At 53.6% G+C, this 20314-nt stretch carries 19 protein-coding genes and 2 pseudogenes; 11 read left to right on the top strand and 10 right to left on the bottom strand.

Annotation, left to right across the window (positions count from 1 at the left end; translation table 11 throughout):
* Positions 1-13: 13 nt before the first annotated feature.
* Positions 14-580, bottom strand: a complete 567-nt coding sequence (locus tag KOL70_RS17790; RefSeq protein WP_215481226.1) for a peroxiredoxin — start codon at positions 578-580, stop codon at positions 14-16.
* A 183-nt stretch (positions 581-763) separates the two neighbouring features.
* On the opposite strand from KOL70_RS17790, the gene KOL70_RS17795 reads away from it, so the two are divergent.
* Positions 764-919, top strand: a complete 156-nt coding sequence (locus tag KOL70_RS17795; RefSeq protein ID WP_021508969.1) for a hypothetical protein — start codon at positions 764-766, stop codon at positions 917-919.
* Between the two features lies 1 nt (position 920).
* On the opposite strand, the gene KOL70_RS17800 is transcribed toward KOL70_RS17795, so the two are convergent.
* Positions 921-1583 carry a TetR/AcrR family transcriptional regulator gene (locus KOL70_RS17800; RefSeq protein ID WP_058770292.1) on the bottom strand — a complete coding sequence of 221 codons (663 nt, stop codon included), beginning with the start codon at positions 1581-1583 and terminating at the stop codon, positions 921-923.
* 78 nt (positions 1584-1661) lie between these two features.
* On the opposite strand from KOL70_RS17800, the gene KOL70_RS17805 reads away from it, so the two are divergent.
* The 5 genes from KOL70_RS17805 to KOL70_RS17825 all read left to right on the top strand — a co-directional run bounded on the left by KOL70_RS17805 (position 1662) and on the right by KOL70_RS17825 (position 5156).
* Positions 1662-3179, top strand: coding sequence for an MDR family MFS transporter (locus tag KOL70_RS17805; RefSeq protein WP_215481227.1), 1518 nt, complete (start codon positions 1662-1664; stop codon positions 3177-3179).
* Between the two features lie 259 nt (positions 3180-3438).
* Positions 3439-3990: a C40 family peptidase gene (locus KOL70_RS17810; protein WP_215481228.1), complete on the top strand. Its 552-nt coding sequence runs from the start codon at positions 3439-3441 to the stop codon at positions 3988-3990.
* Between the two features lie 320 nt (positions 3991-4310).
* Entirely contained in the window at positions 4311-4526 is a 216-nt protein-coding gene (locus tag KOL70_RS17815; protein WP_059009207.1) for a YdgH/BhsA/McbA-like domain containing protein, read from the top strand.
* Between the two features lie 141 nt (positions 4527-4667).
* A complete protein-coding gene (locus KOL70_RS17820) occupies positions 4668-4826 on the top strand; it encodes a hypothetical protein (protein ID WP_165899342.1) in 159 nt (52 codons plus the stop codon).
* A gap of 114 nt (positions 4827-4940) precedes the next feature.
* Positions 4941-5156, top strand: coding sequence for a YdgH/BhsA/McbA-like domain containing protein (locus KOL70_RS17825; protein WP_058759053.1), 216 nt, complete (start codon positions 4941-4943; stop codon positions 5154-5156).
* Between the two features lie 350 nt (positions 5157-5506).
* Here the strand turns inward: KOL70_RS17825 and KOL70_RS17830 are convergent, their stop codons facing one another.
* From KOL70_RS17830 to KOL70_RS17845, 4 genes are all read right to left on the bottom strand, one after another.
* Positions 5507-5785 (bottom strand): hypothetical protein, encoded by a 279-nt coding sequence (locus KOL70_RS17830; protein WP_021508976.1) that lies wholly within the window; start codon positions 5783-5785, stop codon positions 5507-5509.
* A 175-nt stretch (positions 5786-5960) separates the two neighbouring features.
* Entirely contained in the window at positions 5961-7898 is a 1938-nt protein-coding gene (locus KOL70_RS17835) for a MacB family efflux pump subunit (RefSeq protein ID WP_215481229.1), read from the bottom strand.
* Entirely contained in the window at positions 7895-9070 is a 1176-nt protein-coding gene (locus KOL70_RS17840; RefSeq protein ID WP_141496116.1) for an efflux RND transporter periplasmic adaptor subunit, read from the bottom strand. Before KOL70_RS17840 ends, KOL70_RS17835 begins: the two co-directional genes overlap by 4 nt.
* A gap of 143 nt (positions 9071-9213) precedes the next feature.
* Positions 9214-10926 (bottom strand): ABC-F family ATP-binding cassette domain-containing protein, encoded by a 1713-nt coding sequence (locus tag KOL70_RS17845; RefSeq protein WP_215481230.1) that lies wholly within the window; start codon positions 10924-10926, stop codon positions 9214-9216.
* A gap of 331 nt (positions 10927-11257) precedes the next feature.
* Here KOL70_RS17845 and KOL70_RS17850 point away from each other — a divergent pair, with 331 nt between their 5' ends.
* On the top strand, positions 11258-11476 hold the full coding sequence (locus KOL70_RS17850; RefSeq protein WP_058770285.1) for a hypothetical protein: 219 nt from the start codon (positions 11258-11260) through the stop codon (positions 11474-11476).
* Between the two features lie 117 nt (positions 11477-11593).
* Here KOL70_RS17850 and KOL70_RS17855 read toward each other — a convergent pair whose 3' ends face one another.
* Complete coding sequence (locus KOL70_RS17855; protein WP_215481231.1) at positions 11594-12127, bottom strand: GNAT family N-acetyltransferase; 534 nt, start codon at positions 12125-12127, stop codon at positions 11594-11596.
* A 127-nt stretch (positions 12128-12254) separates the two neighbouring features.
* A pseudogene (locus KOL70_RS17860) lies at positions 12255-12855 on the bottom strand (tyrosine-type recombinase/integrase).
* A gap of 206 nt (positions 12856-13061) precedes the next feature.
* Between KOL70_RS17860 and KOL70_RS17865 the strand changes: the two are divergent.
* The gene (locus KOL70_RS17865) at positions 13062-13988 is read left to right on the top strand and encodes a hypothetical protein (RefSeq protein WP_215481232.1); all 927 of its coding nucleotides are present in this window, start codon (positions 13062-13064) and stop codon (positions 13986-13988) included.
* A gap of 207 nt (positions 13989-14195) precedes the next feature.
* Entirely contained in the window at positions 14196-15416 is a 1221-nt protein-coding gene (locus KOL70_RS17870) for a Shedu immune nuclease family protein (protein WP_215481233.1), read from the top strand.
* A gap of 862 nt (positions 15417-16278) precedes the next feature.
* Here KOL70_RS17870 and blc read toward each other — a convergent pair.
* Both blc and KOL70_RS17880 read right to left on the bottom strand, forming a co-directional pair.
* On the bottom strand, positions 16279-16809 hold the full coding sequence (gene blc / locus KOL70_RS17875) for an outer membrane lipoprotein Blc (RefSeq protein ID WP_132463167.1): 531 nt from the start codon (positions 16807-16809) through the stop codon (positions 16279-16281).
* Between the two features lie 98 nt (positions 16810-16907).
* Positions 16908-17603, bottom strand: a complete 696-nt coding sequence (locus KOL70_RS17880; RefSeq protein WP_215481234.1) for a hypothetical protein — start codon at positions 17601-17603, stop codon at positions 16908-16910.
* Between the two features lie 234 nt (positions 17604-17837).
* Here KOL70_RS17880 and KOL70_RS17885 point away from each other — a divergent pair, with 234 nt between their 5' ends.
* Together KOL70_RS17885 and KOL70_RS17890 are read left to right on the top strand one after the other, a co-directional pair.
* Positions 17838-18701, top strand: a complete 864-nt coding sequence (locus KOL70_RS17885; RefSeq protein WP_215481235.1) for a substrate-binding domain-containing protein — start codon at positions 17838-17840, stop codon at positions 18699-18701.
* A gap of 171 nt (positions 18702-18872) precedes the next feature.
* A pseudogene (locus tag KOL70_RS17890) lies at positions 18873-20298 on the top strand (trehalose-6-phosphate synthase).
* Positions 20299-20314: the final 16 nt, after the last annotated feature.

Genomic DNA, 20314 nt, shown 5'->3' on the forward strand with positions numbered 1-20314 from the left:
TCTGGCCTCTCACTTACTGCGCTTGCGGATGCGCAGCGTCATACTCTTTCACCGTCGCCAGCGCTTTTTCGATATGGGTGTCCGGGTTTCTGTCGGTATAGCTCAGCAGAATATTGCCGTTGGGGGCAATCACATAAGAGGTGCGGTCAGACAGCGTTTTGCCTTTTATCTGCATCAGCGTTTTATATTCGGCGGCCACTTTGGCACCCGGATCGGCAGCCACGGCGAATTTGTCACGACACTCCAGCTTAGAAAAATCGCTGATCTGCTCGGTGTTACCGGCAGTGACGCCAATCACCGTGGCGCCCATTTTTTTGAAATCATCCGTGGCTTCGGCGAAGTCGTGCGCCTCGATGGTACAACCCGCGCTGAAGGCCGCCGGGAAGAAGTAGAGCACCACCGGCCCTTTTTGCAGCGCCTGCTGCAGCGAGAAGGTGAGCGGCTTACCGGCCAGCGCGCCCTGAAGTTCAAAGTCAGGTGCTTTGGCCCCGACGGGCAGTGCCGCGCTGGCAGCGAAGGCGGCGAGGCTCAGCGTGGTGCCGAGGGTGAGGGTAGCGATGAGATGCCTGATAGTTGTCATGATCTGCTCCTGCGGTGAAAGAGGTCCGGTTAGGGGTGTTCAGCCAGACAGTTCGCCGCAGTCGGTAAAAAGTTGCGCGGAGGGCAAAAAAAAGCAGGGCAGATCCCTTTTTCCCGTCTCGTTTATTTATTCTTTGCGTGAAATCCTTACAATAATCGCCTGATGTTTTTTTAGGTTTTAGATATGTCTTCAACGTCTTGCGATAAACAGAACAGTGAAACCCAGCAGCTGCTGGCCTCCCTTGAACAGCACATTGCCGAGCCGCCACCTCGCGTGCAGCCGGTGCCGGAAGATTTCTGGCAGCAGCTGGAGACGCTGACCCACGGCGACGACGCCTGACTCAGTTGCGCGGCTGTATACCGTGGCACACCATGCTGAGGGTGTGCTGCAGAATCATTTCGGTATCAAAGCCCGGCTCGTGGGCAAAGCGGGTAAAGGGCACCAGCACCATGCTGAGAATTGAGGTCATCAGCACATCGACATTCAGCTGGTTATTCAGTAATCCCTGCTGCTGCCACTGAATCAGCAACGCGCGAATCCGTTCGCGTCCGGCATGACCGTGACGCTGTTTCAGCGTGCCGCCCAGCCCCTGACCACTGGCGACTTCCTGCAGCCACAGCGGTGCGAACCAGTCATGACTCAGCACGATATCCGCAAACTCTTTAATGAATCCGCTGATCGCAGCGACAGGGTCACTACTCTCTTCGACAAAATGCGCTTCCAGCCGTTGCCGTAAAGGCACAAAGCGTTCTGCGACTACGGTATCCAGCAGTGACTCGCGCGACTGAAAATAGTAATTCAGCATGGCCGGGCTGACGCCGGCTTTACGGGCTATGGCGTTGAGCGAGGTTTCCGCGATGCCGTTTTGCGCATACAGCGCGAGCGTAATGTCGAGCAGATGCTCGCGCTGCTGGGCATTGATTGCGCCGCCGCGTGGACGGCCCGGCCGGCGGGGTTTATCAGAAGGCGCTGTCTCGCTCTCCATCACTTTTTGTGCGGTCATCTTTACGTACTCACGGGTTTCGTGTCAGAATTCGGTTAATATTAATTGTGCATTTAATTAATTTCAAACGGTGTCGTTATGAAACCTCAATCTATCACATCGCAGCGCGACAGCGGGGCAACCAGCCCGCCTTCCATTCGCCTGCTGATGGGCGCGCTGATGCTGGTGATGCTGCTGTCCGCGCTTGATCAGACCATCGTCTCGACCGCGCTGCCGACTATCGTCGGCGAACTGGGCGGGCTGGATCGCCTGTCGTGGATCGTCACTGCTTACATGCTGGCCTCAACCCTGGTTGTGCCGCTGTACGGCAAATTTGGCGATCTGTTTGGCCGCAGAACGGTGCTGCAAATCTCGGTGGTGCTGTTTTTACTGGGCTCGGCGCTGTGCGGGCTGGCGCAAAACATGCCGCAGCTGATTTTTACCCGCGCGCTGCAGGGACTGGGCGGCGGCGGATTGATGGTGGTGAGCATGGCGGCGGTCGCGGATGTCATTCCGCCCGCCGATCGCGGCCGGTACCAGGGCCTGTTTGGCGGCGTGTTTGGTCTGGCGACGGTGATTGGGCCGCTGCTGGGCGGTTTTATCGTGCAGCACATGTCCTGGCGCTGGATTTTCTACATTAACCTGCCGCTCGGCCTGCTGGCGCTGCTGATCATTAATGCAGTGTTTAAAGCGGATAGCCGACGCAAACCCCATGAAATCGATTATCCGGGTGCGGTGTTTCTCAGCCTGGCGCTGGTGGGCGTGACGCTGTTTACCAGTGAAGGCGGCACGCTGCGCGAATGGTCAGATCCCCAGCTATGGTGCATTCTGGCCATGGGGCTGGTTGGCGTATTGGGATTTATCTATGAGGAGCGACGCGCGTGGGAACCGATCATTCCGCTGGATCTGTTCCGCAATCGCAGTTTTTCCCTTGCCAGTCTGATGGCGTTTATTATCGGCATGGCGCTGTTTGGCAGCGTGACGTTTTTGCCGCTTTATCTGCAGGTGGTAAAAAACGCCACGCCCACCGAGGCCGGGTTACAGCTGTTACCGCTGATGGGCGGGCTGCTGGTCACCTCGATCATTAGTGGTCGCATGATTAGCCGCAGCGGGAAATACCGTTTGTTCCCCATCGCCGGGACGCTACTGGCCACAACCGGGATGGCGCTGATGACCACGCTGACGCTGGATGCGCCGCTCTGGCACATTTATCTGTTCTCCAGCGTGCTCGGCATGGGAATGGGCATGACTATGCAGGTGCTGGTGCTGGCGGTGCAAAATGCGGTGACGCCCGGCCGCATCGGCGTAGCGACCTCATCGGTTACGCTGTTTCGCTCGGTGGGCGGTTCGATCGGCGTTGCGCTGTTTGGCGCTGTGTTCAGTCACGTACTGAAATCCGGAGCGACCCGATTGGTAGAGCAGGGTAACGTGCTGCCGCCCTCGCTGGATCCGGTCGCCGTGAACCATTTGCCTGCAGCGCTGCGTCAGGCTTATTTGCTGGTGTTCAGTGATGCGGTGCATGCCGCATTTCAGATGGCCGCCGGCGTTATGCTGCTGGCGTTTATACTTTCGCTGTTGCTGCCGGAGTCGCCGCTGCGCGATAACGTGCGCAAATAAGCTTTCCGGTTATTTCGCAGCAGGTCCGTCGGTCAGGCTGCGGAATAAAATTTAAACGCAATTTGCCGGATAAATATGCGCTGTCGGCGCAAAGCAGCAAAAGATATAGATTTTTATCCTAAATACATAGCGTTACCTTTCTGTAAACTTAGGTAAAAATAGTGAAGACAGCGAGAATTCGGGCGGAGACGCTTTATTTCTGCAACTTCTTTACGGTATAAATCTGCTATCCCTGTTATCCACTGTGAAACGTCACCCTATGATTGCTACTGCGGCCCGCAACCTGATTGCCTGCCTGATGCTATTAACCCTGGCTGGCTGCTCGTCTCACTCCTCGCCAGCACCGGAGCAGGAAAGTGTTGATACCTCGCAGGACGGTGGTAAACAGCCCGATTTAATTCCGGTAATAGCCGCTTTGCACGATCAAATGCATTCGTGGGAAGGCACCAAATATCAGTGGGGCGGGACGCAATTATCCGGCGTTGACTGTTCCGGATTTGTCTGGCGCACCTTAAAAGATCGTTTCAATATTCCCATGGATCGCGTCACAACGCGTGAACTGATTGCCATGGGTAAGCCGGTTGATCAGGCGCATTTACAGCCTGGCGACTTAGTGTTCTTCCGCATTAAGCATGAGCTGCACGTCGGCTTTTACGACACCGATCGCCAGTTCCTGCACGCCTCAGTCAGCCAGGGCGTGATGCGCTCGTCACTGAATAATCCGTACTGGAAATTGGTATATTTAGAAGCCAGACGACTTCCGCGCGAGCAAAATTCGCAGATCAGTTTCAATTATAAAAATAAAGTCTGAGGTCAGACACCCCTCCACAAAGCCGCGGCGCGACGTTTTCGCGCCCGTGCTCAGACCCATCCTGCCGTCAACCATCCGTCTCCTGTTTCAGTGGCAATTCGCCTTCAACATGATGGCTGCTTTAACGCTCTGTGCCGCTTTATGGGCATTGAGATCTAATCAAACTATTGATTATAAATAAATAATTTAAATATCATGCATTAACAATTAGTGCGATCATAGTATTCGCACTAATTATCAATTTTGTAATAGTAATCATGGTTATTATTATCCCCATCGAAGGCGCAGCGCCTTCTCATCAAACGCTAAGGAATATGACCATGAAAGCTATCAAAACACTGACCATTGCCGCCGCCGCCGCGCTTTCCCTGATGTCTGCTGCCAGCTTCGCGCAAACCGTTTCAGCCACCTCCACCACACTGGATGGTGCCGAAGCGAAAATTGCCGCTCAGGCTCAGCAGCAGGGTGCGCAATATAAAATTCTGGAAGCCAGCACCAACAACCTGGTGCACATGACCGCTGAACTCTACAAATAACGGATGGTTGCACAGGGATGTGCCAGAACGGGTCGCCTGACGGGCGGCCTTTTTTGTCGTGCAGTCAGGCTCGCAGCGTATCAATCATTCTGGCGATATTGCTGAATTTGCAGCGCAGACTGTCTGGCAGGAGAACGCAATATGCTGAACAACGTGGATATCAACCGGCAGGCGCTGGCTTTTGCAGATGCATTACGCACGCAACGCCATGCTCACGTTCCGGTGATTCGTTTTGCACACTGGCCGCAATTTATCGCGACGGTGCGCGCTGAGCTGGCGCAACCGGGCGATCAGAAATAATTAGCACGATCACGATAACCGCACTAATTATCAATTGCAGTATAGTAACCTGAGTTATTATTAGTTCCATCGAAGGCACACAGCCTTCAGCCACAACCATTAAGGAATAAGACCATGAAAACCATTAAAGCTATGTCACTCGCCGCTGTTGCCGCTCTTTCACTGATGTCAGCTGCCAGCTTTGCCCAGAGCGTAACCGTGACTTCCTCTACACTGGACGGTGCAGAAGCTAAAATCGCCGCGCAGGCGCAAGAGCAGGGCGCTCAGTATAAAATTACTGAAGCCAACACCAACAACCGCGTGCACATGACGGCTGAACTGTATAACTAAGTTCAGACTGGTTCACTGCGTTAAGGCCGCCCTCGGGCGGCTTTGCTGTTTCCGGAAGGCTTGAAACGAACAAAAGCAGCAGGCTGGCGTTCGAAATTTGACCAATCCTGCTCAGCGGGCGCAACAGGCGGAGCCCAGGCGTTTATCCACAGGATAAGCCAGCCTCTTTGCACGTCAGTTGTGGATAACTGCTTTAATATCAAACCGTCAGGCGACAAACGCTGAGTGGATTTCCCGACTTACCCGTCGGTTATTTTTCAGAAATGAATCCGGTTGCGGCTAAATAAACGCGAAGCGGGTGACTTTATTTCACCATTTCAAAACACATTACGTTTGCGTAATCTGCACCGTTATTTTTTCTGGTCGTCGTCAAAATGGCGAGAGGGAATCAGATTTTTCTCTTTATTAACCGGCGTTCTTTTCGACCGGCCTTTGTCCAGCAGGCAGTCGCGGCAACAGGCTATTTGCGGATGGTGGATACGCGCTACCGTCAGCGCCTGATGCACAGTATACAAAGAGCCGATAAAGCGCTTCTCTTCCTCAAATTCCAGTACGTAACAGCCTTTTTTATGCAATACCCAGCCGGCGTCCGGATCGTGACATAAATAAAAATAGTGCGGTTCTAACATAACTTACTCTCGGGCGAGTGATAGCCATCGAATAGATAATCGGTGATGTGTCTAAATTAGAGACGCGTTCAGTCTACGCCGATGATGACCTGCGGGGCTAATTGATTTAATGACTTTCGGATTAGACCTGAAATGGCCGGACCAGCATGAATAATGTGCCGGTCCGGTTGTTGATTTATTCGCTGGCGAGCGCGGCGACCGGATCCATTCGTGCGGCTTTGCGCGCGGGCAGATAACCAAATATCATGCCGATAATGGTTGAGCAGGCAAACGCTGCGCCAGCCGATTGCCATGAGTAGATGGCGGTCAGCACGCCGCCAGCCAGCAGTGAAATGACCGGACCTATCACCAGAGACAGCGCCACACCGAGCGATCCGCCCACCAGGCACACCAGCACGGCTTCAATCATAAATTGCTGCATAATGTCGCCGCGTCGCGCACCCACCGCCATGCGCACACCAATCTCATGGGTGCGTTCGGTCACCGACACCAGCATGATGTTCATTACGCCAATACTGCCGATCATGAGCGCAATCGAAGCCACCAGTAAAATCAGCAGCGTCAGCGTGGCCGCCGCACCTTCTATCGCTTTACGATACTTGTCCCGGTTGAACATCAGGAAATCTTTGGTGCCGTGGCGCGCCGTCAGCAGCTGGGTGAGCGATTCCACCGCCGCACCGCTCACCACATCATCTTTAAGTTTGATGCTTATGCTGGTGAGCGCGGTCTGACCGCTGATGCGATACATCACCGTGCTCCACGGCAGCCAGACGCTGAGACGGTTGGGCGAAAGCCCATCTTCATTGTTGGCCACGCCAATAACCCGCACCGGCACCGATCCCAGCACAATCATTTTGCCAATCGGGCTCGGGCCCTGTTCGCCAAATAATTTATTGCGTGTGTTGATATCAATAATGACTTCCTGGCGCGCGTGCCGCTCATCGCTGAAGTTGCTGCCTTCCACCAGCTTAATGCCCTGAATGCGAAAATAGTCGACGCCTACGCCGGAAACTGAAGTTTTGGAGGCGTTGGCCAGGTAGCGAATGGGCTGCGTGGCGATGATTTCCGGACTGACGGCGGCGACAAACTGCTGGCGCGCAATCACATCGGCATCGGCCATCACCAGGGTTTGTACCGGATGCGCCTCATCCTCGACATAATCGCCGCCGGCATAAATAGAAACCACATTGGTACCCAGTCCGGAAATGCTCTCCAGCGTTTTTTCCCGCGCGCCCTGGCCCAGCGCCACCACGGTGACAACGGCGGCAATGCCAAAGATAATGCCGGTCATAGTCAGTGCGGTGCGCAGGCGGTGGGCGTTCATGGCATTCAGCGCCATGCGCAATGATTCGCGCAGCCGGTCAAGCAGACCGCGGAATCTGCTTTGCCGCTTGCGTGGCGCTGGCGTAAAGCGCGTTTTTGCGGCCGTGGCAGCGCTGCCGCTGTCGGCAAAAATCTCGCCGTCCTGAATTTCGATGATGCGTTCCGCGTGCTGCGCCACTTTCATATCGTGGGTAACGATAATCACCGTGTGACCTTCGCGGTTCAGTTCGCTGAGGATGCGCAGCACTTCTTCACCGGAGTGCGAATCGAGCGCGCCGGTGGGCTCATCGGCGAGGATAATTTCGGCACCGTTGATTAGTGCACGCGCAATACTGACACGCTGCTGCTGGCCGCCTGACAGCTCGCCCGGCTTATGCTGTTCGCGCCCCTGTAATCCGAGCCGTGCCAGCAGTTGTGCGGCGCGCTGACGGCGTGCGTTGCCGGATAAGTTAGCGTAAATCGCCGGTATTTCAACGTTGCTCAGCGCGCTGAGATCAGGCATCAGGTGATAGCGCTGAAAGATAAAGCCGATGTGCTCGCGCCGCACTTGCGCCAGCGCATCGGGCGAGAGCGTGGCGGTATTTTTGCCGCCAATCAGGTAATCACCGCTGTCCGGCGCATCAAGGCAGCCAAGAATGTTCAGCAACGTGGATTTGCCTGAGCCCGAGGGGCCGATGATCGCCACCATTTCGCCGCTGGCAATTTGCAGATTAATGTTTTTCAGCACCTGCAGGGATTGCGAACCATTGACGTAGCTGCGCTGAATGTTGTGCAGTTCGATGATATTCACATCACCACCTTGTCCGCGCCCGGCTGCTGCGTGGCAAGGATCACTTTTTCCCCTAAGCGCAGCCCGCTTAGCACCTGGATGTCAACGCTGTCGCTGATGCCGGTGGTGATGTAGCGCTTCTCAGGCTGATTATTTTGATCCGCGATTTCGACGTAAGTACGACCATCGCTGGCCTTTTTCGTGGCCTGCACCGGCACCAGCAGCGCGTTTTTCGCCTGGTCACGCAGCAGATTAACCTGCGCCGTCATGGAGATGCGCAGCGCATTATCCGGGTTCGGCACATCAAGCAGGGCGTTGTAATAGACCGCCGCGTTCGTGCTGCTCACGGTATTGCTTTCGCTGTTGCCCATCAGCGCATCATCTTTCATCACCGACTCAGGAGCCAGTTCGATGCTGCGCAGCGTGGCGTTATAACGTTTATCCGGATTGGCGAAGGTGGTAAACCACGCCTGCTGGCCGGGCTGAATATTGGTAATGTCCGCCTCGGAGATTTGCACTTTGATGGTCATGGTGCCGAGCTGCGCCAGTTTGGCGATGGTCGGGGCGCTCTGTACGGCGTTTACGGTCTGGCCCTGCTTCGTGACGATCGCCACCACCGTGCCGTCAATCGGTGCCATGATGCGCGTGTAGCCGAGATCAAGTTGCTTTTTATCCACTTCGATCTGCGCCTGAATCACCCGCGCCTGCTGCGCCGTCAGCTCTGCCTGGGCGATGCGCCACGCTTCGGCGGCGGTATCAAAATCCTGGCGGGAAACGGCGTTGGTTTTGACCATCTGCTGCAGGCGCTGAAACTGCGCCTGCTGGCGTACCAGCGTAGCCTGACGGGTCTGTAAATCCGCCTGCGCCACGCTCAGTGCCGCCTGCGCATTACGCAAATCGCTGCGCTGCGGCTGATCATCGATCTCCGCGATCAGCTGGCCCTTACGCACGTTGTCGCCGGCTTTGATATACAGCTTTTTCACCTGACCGGAGACCTGCGCACCGACGTTAACGCGCTCAATCGCGTCCATTTTGCCGGTGGCGGCAATCACGTTTTCGATGTCGCCCTGACGCACCGCGGCAGTCATCAGCGGATTGGGTTTACTGCGTGACGCCGAATATGCCCAGAGAACCAGAATCATCACCAGCGCGGTCAGCGCGGCAAACAGCCATTTTTTCGTCATTGTGTGCATCATCGTCCCTTAAATTTAGCGAGAATAATAATCACTAAGCGGGACAAACTGGAGAAAAATTCTGCGGAATTTTGTCAGCCGCAGGGGAGTGCGCCATCCCTGGCGCAGGTTGTGGGTTAGCGATACCCCGTCAGTCAATCCGTTCAGAGCAGATTCAGCTGTTGCTTCAGCTGCGCAATCTCCCTGCGCCACTGCTGCTGCTGCGCCGGTTTCTGATGCTTTGCCTTACGCGCTTCGTCCTGCTGCAGCTTTTCTTCCAGCACCAGCAGCGCCTGCAACAGCGCATCTTCATCGCCCGGGCGGTCATCGACGGCGGCAGCGGCAAGCGGGTAATCGACTGGCACATGGGCGGTGGCCAGCCTGGCGGTCACCTGCGGCCAGTCGTGCCACTCGCTCAGCTGCTGCTGTTCAATCAGCCAGAAGCGATTGCAGCTGCTGGCGATCAGGCTGCGGTCGTGAGACACCAGCAGCACCGCGCCGGCGAACTGCTGCAGCGCCTGCGCCAGCTCCTCTTTGCCTGCCATATCCAGATGGTTGGTCGGTTCATCCAGCAGTAGTAGCGAGTAGCGCGCCAGCGTCAGGCCAACAAACAGCAGGCGCGAGCGCTCACCACCGCTGAGTGAGGCAACCTTCTGCTGATGTCGCAGCCAGGGAAAGCCTGCGCTAATCAGCGCCATTTTGCACTGCTCATCGCTCAGCGCAGCGAAACCGTGTAGCGCCGCGCTTAACGTCTGGTCGTCACGCAACTGTTGCAGGCTCTGATCGTAATAGCCGACGCGGGCGCGCGGATGAAACAGCGGGCTGTCGCCTTGCTGCCAGCTGTGCCACAGCTGGCGCAGCAGTGAGGATTTGCCGCAGCCGTTGTGGCCGACAATCGCGATGCGATCGCCACTTTTCACCTGCAGCGCGGGCAGGGAAAAAAGGGTCGGCGCCCCGGCAGCAGGCTGAATCGACATCGGCGACAGCGCCAGCACGCGATCCGCCTGCAGCGCTTCGCCCTGTAACTGCAGCTGCCACGGACTGCCGGCGCTGAGCGTGGTCTGCGCGGCTTTCAGCCAGTCGATGCGCTTCTCCATCTGTTTTGCTTTACGCGCCAGACCTTCGTTGTCATAGGTCCGGCCCCAGATCGCCAGCCGTTTTGCGCTGCTCTCAACCCGGGCGATCTCCTGCTGCTGTGCCTGGTGGCGCTGCGCATCGGCTTCATCCTGCTGCGCCAGCGCCTCGCGGGCGGCCGTGCAGGGCAGACGGAAAACATGCAGCGTGCGATCGCGCAGGATTGCGCTGCAGTTGGTGACGCGGTCCAGCAGCGCGCTGTCGTGGGACACCAGCACAAAGCTGCCCTGCCAGCCGATCAGAAAATTCTCCAGCCACAGTAGGGTCGGCAGGTCGAGATGGTTACCCGGTTCGTCCAGCAACAGTAAATCGGGCTGCAGAATCAGCGCGCGCGCCAGCAACAGCCGCATATGCTGTCCGCCGCTCAGCGTCGCCGCGGTTTGTGACTGCTGCGCTGTGCTGAAACCCAGCGTATGCAGCAGCGCCTCGGCACGCCAGCGCTCGCTGTTGCGCTGTGCTGCGGGCAGCCGGGCGATCACGCCATCCAGCAATGAGGCCCCGAATAACGTTTCCGGCAGGTGTTGTTCGATGCGCGCCAGCAGACAGTGGCTGGCTGGTGTAACGCTGCCGTGACTGGCGGCCAGTTCACCGCTGAGAATTTTCAGCAGGGTACTTTTACCGCTGCCGTTGTCGCCAATCAGGCCGATGCGGTCGCCTTTTTTCAGGCTGAAATCCAGGGAATGGAAAAGCGGGCCAAAGGCATTGTCGAAGCCGACGGCATGTGCGGAAAGGAGTGTGCTCATCTACTTACTCTCAAGTTGCAGGCGCAAAAAAGCCTTACGTCAGAATTTCGCTGACGACAACCCGGTAAGCCGGAGAGAAGGGATTAGATTGTCAGAACTTCGCTCAGGCGGATTATCGCAGCACGAGTGCGGTAAAACCTGAGCGGGTCCAGTCACCATAGAAGTGTGAGTAAACAAACAGTTCACACGACGGCATAGAGATCCTCCTTAGTTATCAGCGGGTGAATAAGTGAGCCGATAATAGTGGCGGAGTGCGGCTTTTTCCAGCGATTTGTATCGGCGTTGGTATAGTATGGCGTCAGAGTCTGATTGATGTCACAGGAGAGTGAATATGTTGATTTATGACGTTTTTGGCCGGCACATTGGCGTTCTGCGCAAGGAGGATGGCTGGCAGGTATTTCGCGCCGACGTGACAGAAAGAAAATTTTCGCGAATGTTTGATATCGCTATTCCAGATGATATGCCAGAAGACGAAATTGCAGGCTGGCTGGGTGATATCTTTCATGAAGCTGCAACTGAGCATCATCCCGATGTGAAACGCATCGAATAAAACCTGGTTATGTTGAGATGTTTGCCTTTGGCTTAAAGCGGAGTGTGAACAAGTGTATGTCCGCTTTGAGCGAGTAGCTGACTTCGATAATTGATGTCTATCCCAGCTAAAGCATTCTTAATGACTGAATTCGTCTTTTAACAATCCAAAAACCCAGTCATCCTGCCAGCGATCCTGAAGAAAATAGTTTTGCCTTAATGTGCCCTCATGTTGAAATCCTACCTTAAGCAATGTCCTGCGTGAGGCTTCATTACCCGAGGTAACTGTCGCTGTTAGCTTGTGATATCCATGTGTGTTAAATGCAAAACGAGCAATATCTTTTAAGGACTCGCTGCCAAAACCTTTGCCATGAAATTCCGAAGCAAGTATGAACCCTACTTCCGCAATGCCCTCACTACGCTCAATAAAGCCAGTTACTCCAATGGGTAAATGTGTATTCTTTTGACTGATAACGAGACACAGCCAGTGTTCACTGCCTTTTTGCCACGGTTGCAAACGCTTCTCAAAGGAGTGGATTCTGATTTCCTCTTCCGTTCGTGAATCGCTAATGAAATGCATAACATGGCGGTCCTGATTTAATGCCAGATAAAATGGCCAGTCAGTGTGGCTGAGACAGCGATAATTAAGTCCGGCAGAGGGAACATAATGCATTGGCATTCTCCATATTTTTCTTTATGTTCCGTTAGATTTAAAGATTTCATGAGCTGGATTTCAAGAACCTTACCAACATTCGTAACGTCCACTTCTGGCACAGGGTTGCTGTTGCAGCCCTCACAAATTAAACTTCAATAGACTCAGCTATCTCCAGAGCATCTTCCACTTCAATACCGAGATAACGGACTGTACTTTCGAGGTATTTGTGACCTAACAGTAGCTGGAACACTCGAAGATTCTTCGTTTTTTATAGATCAGATATGGCTTGGTTCTTCGCATAGAATGCGTACTGTACAGAGTCTCGTCGAGACCCAGCTTATCAATCCATCCATGAAAAATACGGTTATATTGCCTGGTTGAAATATGTCGTGAAGAACCGACGCGGGACTGGAACAGATAGTCGCTACTACGTAGATGAGCCATTTTGATCCACGCTGCTACAGCCTCTCTGGTTACCTTAGTCAGTTCAAACTGAACGGGGCTTCCCGTTTTTTGCTGCAGCACTGTCGCTCTGCCCGAAACAGAGTGCCCATAGGCCACATCAGAAACTTTTAGCTTAACCAGATCACAGCCCCGAAGTTTACTGACCAGAGCCATGTTAAACAGTGCTAAATCGCGTACTTTCCTTCCAGCTCAAGTCTGATACGGATTCCCCAGATATGAGAGATCTGAAGAGGCCGTTTCTGGCCAATAATACGGCCCTTGTTCCAGGGGGATGTTGTCATGCTCAATCTCCTTAGGGTTAGGAGATGTGATTATGGTTGTCCCATATGAGCGAGAATCGGACGTGGGTACTTTTGCATCCACGAGAGTATTTTTATAAACAGTCGCCATTCATTCATGTTCTCGACTACCTGCGCGCCACTTTGGCACTCAGGGCTTGGAATGTAAACTACAAAAGATAGCTAAGACGTGAAGCTAAAGGACAGACATGACAGCATATTCAAACGCTGATGCGGCAAGAGACTTACGCTCGGCCTTAGACAAGGCACCCGTTGGCGCTGTGAATGGAGAATGGTTCTTTATAACCGAACAGGCTGACGTCTCCTCACTAACTGGAGGCTACATGTATGCAGATGGGAGTCACATTGCAGAGGGGAAACACGTCCTTCGAACGGTCCGGGAGGTTGTCGAGAAACTTAAAGCATCACATTTACAGCCTTTTAATAAGGTCATCGTTCGCTGGACAAGATCTAAAATACCGTTAATAAGCGGGCGCGTTACAGTTGATACACTATTCGATAAGACAATCGTGCCGCGCGGTCCCCAAGACCCGATTTATGAGGCCGCCTCTATAGCAAGACGAGCCTTTTGGGAAAGGTATGGCAGTGTCTCAGATGAATTGATAGCTGAACGAGATGACGCAAGCGTACACAACCAGACGAACTGGTTCGGGCCCCATCGTCGAGTGCTCAACATTAAGAGCAAAACGACATTTACGCTTGCCACCGATGGCCTCTCGACGCCCTGGGCCGGCATTGCTGACCCGGTAAATGGCGTAGGCTGCGAACTCTTCATGGAATTAGACGATTCTACTACCATCAGCCACCCGATGGATGGCTGGGCTTCTCTCTTGATTAGTCTGGGCGATCTCGTTACAGATGGGTATCAGGTTACTGACGATGTTGAAAAATATGGCGCAATCCTGTTTTGTACGCTTACAGACGAATATCACCCATTGACCCGAATCATTCTCAGCCTTGATGACCGCAGGATTGATAATTTACCTTTTGGCTCAGTTCCGCTGATCCGTGTCACGCCGATAGCAGAAGCCGAGATTGAACACCTGGACCAATCTGATGAATGGGCATCACGCGCAGCAAAACATGCACTCGCGGAACGGCAACGAGAAACATAGGAATTACGACGGCGTTATTCATGCTCCTTACGAGGCAGAGTGAGTTCAGTCACCTTCTTAACATAATGAAGTTTAAGGTCCGCTGTGAGCGAAAAGCGGAAGAAATCTTTACATGGAGATGAAAATTACAGAAAATGGCTTTAGCCAGTACTACTTGATATTTATTATGAATTTGAATTATGTTTTATTTCGGTTATGGAGAGGGGAATGATTGATTTTATAACCACCAATACAGGGGTTGTATTTAAATATGATCCAGAAGCAATAGATAGATCTTGGGTCTGGAGCGAATTACAAACTTATTCAACTGTGATAATCTCTAAAGTTTTTTATTTTGACATTAGCATGTTGCTCACTCCTCCGACTACCAATCAAGATTTTGATAATTATATTTATGAGTTTCAATTTGGAAGTTTTAGTGGTGGTTATGTTGTCATACCAAGTTATATTTTAAATATCACAAATGATTTATATATAAGTAAAGACATAGCACTTAGCAGGAGTATCTTTGCCGCTGAGCGTAACATTTCTATTTTTGGTCGACTTTCGCGTGTATTGAATCACAGTAATCCAATTTTTATTGGTGGGGAGAATTCGGAGGCAATACCTTCAGATATTTTCAGTGAATTGTTAAGGAAGTTCCCAAATTCATACGAAGTGGATAGATATGCTGATGCTAGAGTGCATATTATTCTTGAGCAGTATCTGGAGGGCATGAAGGATGCCAGAGGACTCTACGAAACATATCTCAATAGAATAGCACCAAAGATAAAAAACGATTTCAATTTAAACGTTATCAACGAGTTAGAAATAGAAAAATACACTTTAATTAGAGGCGCCATTGAGAAAGCTTTAAATAATAAACAGCATTGGTCCGAAAAAGATTGGCAGCAAATGATGGTGAAGTTCCTGCTTCTTTTATTTCCAAAGTATATTCTTGTTATTGAAAATATAACAATTCCTGATTACTACAGCACCCCAGGTAAGAAAACGTCTCGATTCATAGATATAGGATTAGTTGATTCAAATGGAAATCTAGACATTATTGAAGTTAAAAAGCCATTTGATAATAAGATCTTGCGCAGGACAGAGTATAGAGGGAATAGCATACCTACATCAGAGCTAAGTGGTGGAATAATGCAAGCTGAAAAATATCTTTTCCATTTATCAAAATGGGGAATAAAAGGAGAGGATAAACTTACCAAAACATATAAACATACACTCCCTTCTGGGGTGAGCATTCATATTTCGAACCCCAAGGCTATTATCATTGTTGGGCGTGACCAGATTGACAATGGTAACATGACAGCAAATCAAAACCTTGACTTCGAGATTATTAAGAGAAAGTATACCAATATGATGGATATCATTACTTACGATGATATCTTGAGGCGGCTTAACCGCACAATATCAGCACTTAAAAACTAATAAACTTATTATAAAGGAATGCCCTGCTTCTGCACGTCAATGTAGAATTATAAACGTCCGCTTCTGACACAAAGCAGGCATTTACAGCAACTCTACATATCCAGAGGCTAAGACTAACGAGCAGAGCGCAGCCAGTCCACTGTATTCCGCATATCGAAACGCTCTGGTTGAGCATAATTACCGGCGGCGGCGCATTAGAGAATAGGTTTGCTACTGGCCTTTGGCGGCGCCAGCCTGCTGCTGACGCTTAGAGAGTGACTTAAACCGTACATGACGGGGAAGTAACTGACACCCTGGCCCGAACATGCACTTAACCTGGCAACACGCTAGCGAATTAAGCGCCGGTTACCGTCGGCTGATGTACCTTCATCGAATCATGCTTGCCTGGATTGCACTCCTGGGTGGTACCAGGAAGATAAAATTTTCCGTCCGCATCAGGATCGGTGCCGCCGGGACATCCCGGCCTGCCGGCAGAGCCATCAGTATTACCCCCATCTGAGCCGTTTCCACCGTCAGCGCCGGATTCTCCCGCATAGCCGCCGTTTCCTCCCTGACCTCCGGCTCCTCCCTGTCCAGCGCTGACAGAGCATGCGAACAGTGCCAAAAAGCAGGCCAGAAAATACTTACTCATTGGTTAGCCTCTCGATTCGTAACGGGCAGCTCAGGCTGCCGCGGCGGGTTATACTCACGAAGAGATACACTAACATCCGTTTTATCTCTGCTGACTTAACAGATCATCAACACCCGTTTTTTAGTAAAAACTAAGGCCGTCAATTTACGCAGTGCCTGCTACTGACCTTACTCTGATTACTGCCAGGGTAATAACTGACGCCCGCGCGGGCGTCAGTGGCGCTGCACCCTCTTATCGTGACTGATTAACCCAAATCAGTTGATCGGTTGCGAAGCCCAGTTGCCGGGCATAGGCGAGATAGCGTTGTTTGACTTCAGCCGGAAGGGTGGGCTGGCGCGACAGAATCCACAGATACCCCCGGTTCGGCCCGGCGACCAGTGCATACTGATAATCTTCATCCAGCGCAATCACGTTATAACCGCCGTAAAAAGGCCCGAAGAACGAGACCTTCAGCGCGGCGACGTCAGGTTTGCCGGTGAAGTAAGCTTTGCCTTCGCTCTCGCTCCACGCTTTTTTCTCAGGATCGTAACCGCGATTCAGCACGCTGATACCGCCGTCGCTGCGTTTGCCGTAGGTGGCGGTCACATGATCTTTACCGCGTTCGAAACGGTGATCGAGGCGGGCAATTTCATACCAGGTGCCGAGATAGCGATCGGCATTGAAGTGGGTGATGGGCTGCACGCCTTTAGGTGGCGTCGGGGATTTACAGGCGACCAGAGTAACAGACAGCGCCGTAATGGCGACTAACGGCCAGATTTTCATCGCAACTCCTTTATATCTCTCAAAATCCTGTCTGAAGTATAGATAAGGATAGCGAAACCGGCGCGGCGCAAAACCTTACGTCGCTACCGGTCTGTCGATTAACGGCGTTTCTCAACCTCATCTTCTGGCGGAATCAGCGGCTCATCGATAGCGATCGATTTGCCGGATTTCAGCAGCTGAATATCCAGAATCACGTAGGTCATAGTGGTAATAAACAGCGAGATGACACTGCCAATCACGCCGCTGGTGGTAAAGGTGAAGTAGTTATACATCACCACCCAGGTGAGGCAGATAAACATCGCCAGCGCCACGGTAATCGCCGACTGCGAGTAGTGCGTGGTGCGTGCCCCCATCTCATTAATCTGCAGACTCAGGTTGCAGCCGCTGTATTTTTCCAGCAGCGCGATAGTGTGATCCCAGTTGTGCAGGCGGCGTGCGCTGCCGCGCGCGGCGAACAGAAACAGCAGCGACAGGAACAGACCAGAAAAGGCGATCAGGACCGGTACCGCTTCCAGCGCATAGGCAATGCTTTTATGGCTCGACGCTTGCGCGACCGCGCTCAAATCCAGCGTCAGCGAGCAGCCCAGTGCGCCATACAGGAACACAAACAGCAGCAGATAGAGCGCGTTGCGTTTCCAGTCGAGCTCTGCTTCATGATTTTTCTGTAACCGCGCATCCTGCAACGCCTGTCGCAGGCGCAGTTGTTCGTCAGACGTGGAATCAATACTGGCGATCTCCTCGCCCAGTAAGCGGTGAATAAAAGGCTGATCGGCCTGATCGAGGGTGATGCGCATAAGTTTTCCGCTAGCAAAATATTCGTGGCGTCAGTGTAACGTAAAACGAAGCTAACCGGGCGTCCGGTGCAGCGGCTGCGCATTTTGCCGCCGTCAACACGCACCGGGTGAAGGGGGAGAGCAGCAATCCTTCGCATCCACCGATTGGCGATATCTGATTATTCGGGTAACGTGGAATTTCATACTAATACGTCAAAATTATTCCCGTACCCTACGTAACAGGAGAGGTCAGTTATGTCCGTCCATTCGCCGCTCATCGGCATCGTCAGCGATGATGTCAGTCATCCGCACAGTATGCACATGCTCAAAGAAGTCACGCGTCAGCTCAGTGCGCGTGATCGGCTGCCGGTGCTGCTGTGCGCCGCCACGCGCGAGGATTTTCAGGCCGCGCTGCGCAACGCGGCGTCGCTGCCGCTGGGTGGGCTGCTGTTCCTGAGCTCGCCGTGTCGGGATGCGCAGGAGATCGCCGCGCACCTGCTGCCATCGCTGCGCACGGTGCATCTGTGCCCGAGCGACAGCGCGGGCGCTGATGTGGTGGTTGCCGATGCGTATCACGCCGGGCAGCAGCTTGGCGCACTGCTGCTGTCGCAGGGACACCAGCGTTTGGGCGCTATGCAGGTGCAGGCAAGTGACACGCCGCCGCGCCAGGTGCAGGGGTTTATTGCCAGCCTGCAGGCGGAAGATAAGACGCTGCACGCAGCACTGCACGCCGGTGCCCTTCACCGTGAGCAGGCTTATCAGGCGATGATGGCTTATCTGAAGAGAACCCGTGCGGCAGAACGCATCAATGCATTGATGTGCGAATACGATGAGCTGGCCTTTGGCGCACTGCAGGCCGTGCGCGACTTCGGTCAGGGCGCGCATATCGCCGTAGTGGGCTTTGATGATGCTGACGAGGCGCGCGGCTCCACATGGCACCTGAGCAGCTGGGCACCGCGCCGTGATTTACTGGTGACGGAAGCCCTGAACCGGCTGCTGGATCAGCGTCCGGACCACAGCCGCGCCTGGCAGCAGGGTGAGTTGCAGGTGCGCCATTCGCATCACGGCAAATATGTGCCTGGCGAAATGTCGCAGTGCGGCTGCGCCATCCGTCACTGATCGCTGCAAGCCTTCCCCCTGGGCGCCGGGCTGATTTCCACACACTGGCGCTGATCTTTGCCGGATTTTTATATCCGCGCAGGTTTTCTTTACGCCTTTTTTATATTGCCGGCGGTTAAATCAGCGCAGCAGGCGGCACTGTGGCGCGCCTTAACCTCAAAGGGAAATATCATGCCCGGCACTATTCTGGTCACACATAATCAGCATCAGTCTTCCACGCTGGCAGCCATTTACGATCGCCTGATGGCGCGACGCGGTGGCCTCTGGGTCTGCTGGGATGGACAACGTACCGTCGCTGCGCAGGAAGCGGCGCACGCTTAGCTTTCAGCAGGGTAATGAATACGACAGGTTGCAGTTTGCGCTGACGCGCGCAGAATACGAAGAGGGCTATCACGGCTACGTCCATCAGGGCTTGTGGCCGGTGTTTCACCAGCGTCCGGACCTGGCACGTTTCACCAGCGCCAGCTTCCAGGCCTATCGCCAGCTGAATGCGGCTTATGCCCACGCCATCGCCGAATATGCCATGCCGGACGATGTTGTCTGGCTGCAGGATTATCACTTCATCCCAACGGTGAAAATGCTGCGTGATACCGGCTTAACTAACCGCATCGGTTTGTTTTTACATCAGCCGTTTCCGTCCGGTCAGCTGTTTGAAGCGATCCCTGACTGGCGCAGCCTGGCAGACTCGCTGCTGTGCTGTGACCTGATTGGCTTCCAGACCGGGCAGGATATGAATAACTTTCTGCTGTGGCTGGAGAGCGAATTTCGCGCTGAACGCTTAGGCAGGAACCGTCTGCGCGTGCACGGTCACATTATCACCACTGGCGTGTTTCCGGTCGGGATCGATCTGGCTGAGGTTCAGGCGTTACTTGAGAGCAACAGCTGCCAGTACATGGAACAGCAGAGCCGCGAACATTTACCGGCCAACACGGTGCTGAGCGGCGGTCATCTCGACGACAGCGCAGGTCTGCCGTATCGCATCAGCGCGCTGGAAGTGCTGCTGCGCCATCATCCCGACTATGCGGGCAACATGATGTTATTGCAGCTGGCTTCTGCTGCCAGCGGACACCCGCACCGGCAGCAGGCGATCAGCCACAATCTGGAAAATCTGTGCGGTGAGGTCAATGGCGTGCACGGTATGCTCAACTGGTATCCGGTCAGCTATCTCAACCACGATTATCGACGTGAAGAGCTGGCCGGACTGTATCGTGCGGCGCGGGTGGCACTGGTGACGCCATTGATGGCGGGCATGAGCCTGATGGCGAAAATGTATGCTGCGCTGCAGGATCCGGCGAATCCCGGCGTGCTGATTCTGTCACAGTTCGCGGGTGCGGCCGAACAGATGGATGGCGCGCTGATCGTTAATCCTTACGATCCTGATGCAATGGCGGATGCCATCCATACGGCATTGCGGCTGCCACTCAGCGACCGTCAGAACCGTCATGCGCGATTGCTGAATAACCTGCACCGCTACGATTGTCACTGGTGGGCCGACAGCTTCCTCGCCCTGTTAATGGATGAGCCGCAGCCGGAGAGTGTGCAGCTGTGTAGCCGTCACCTGTCGGGCGCAGGCATAAGCGGGCGGTTACGTTATTGATAAGCAGACAGGGGGC

Origin of the sequence: Pantoea sp. B270 (assembly GCF_018726825.1) — a bacterium.
Classification (GTDB): domain Bacteria; phylum Pseudomonadota; class Gammaproteobacteria; order Enterobacterales; family Enterobacteriaceae; genus Pantoea; species Pantoea dispersa.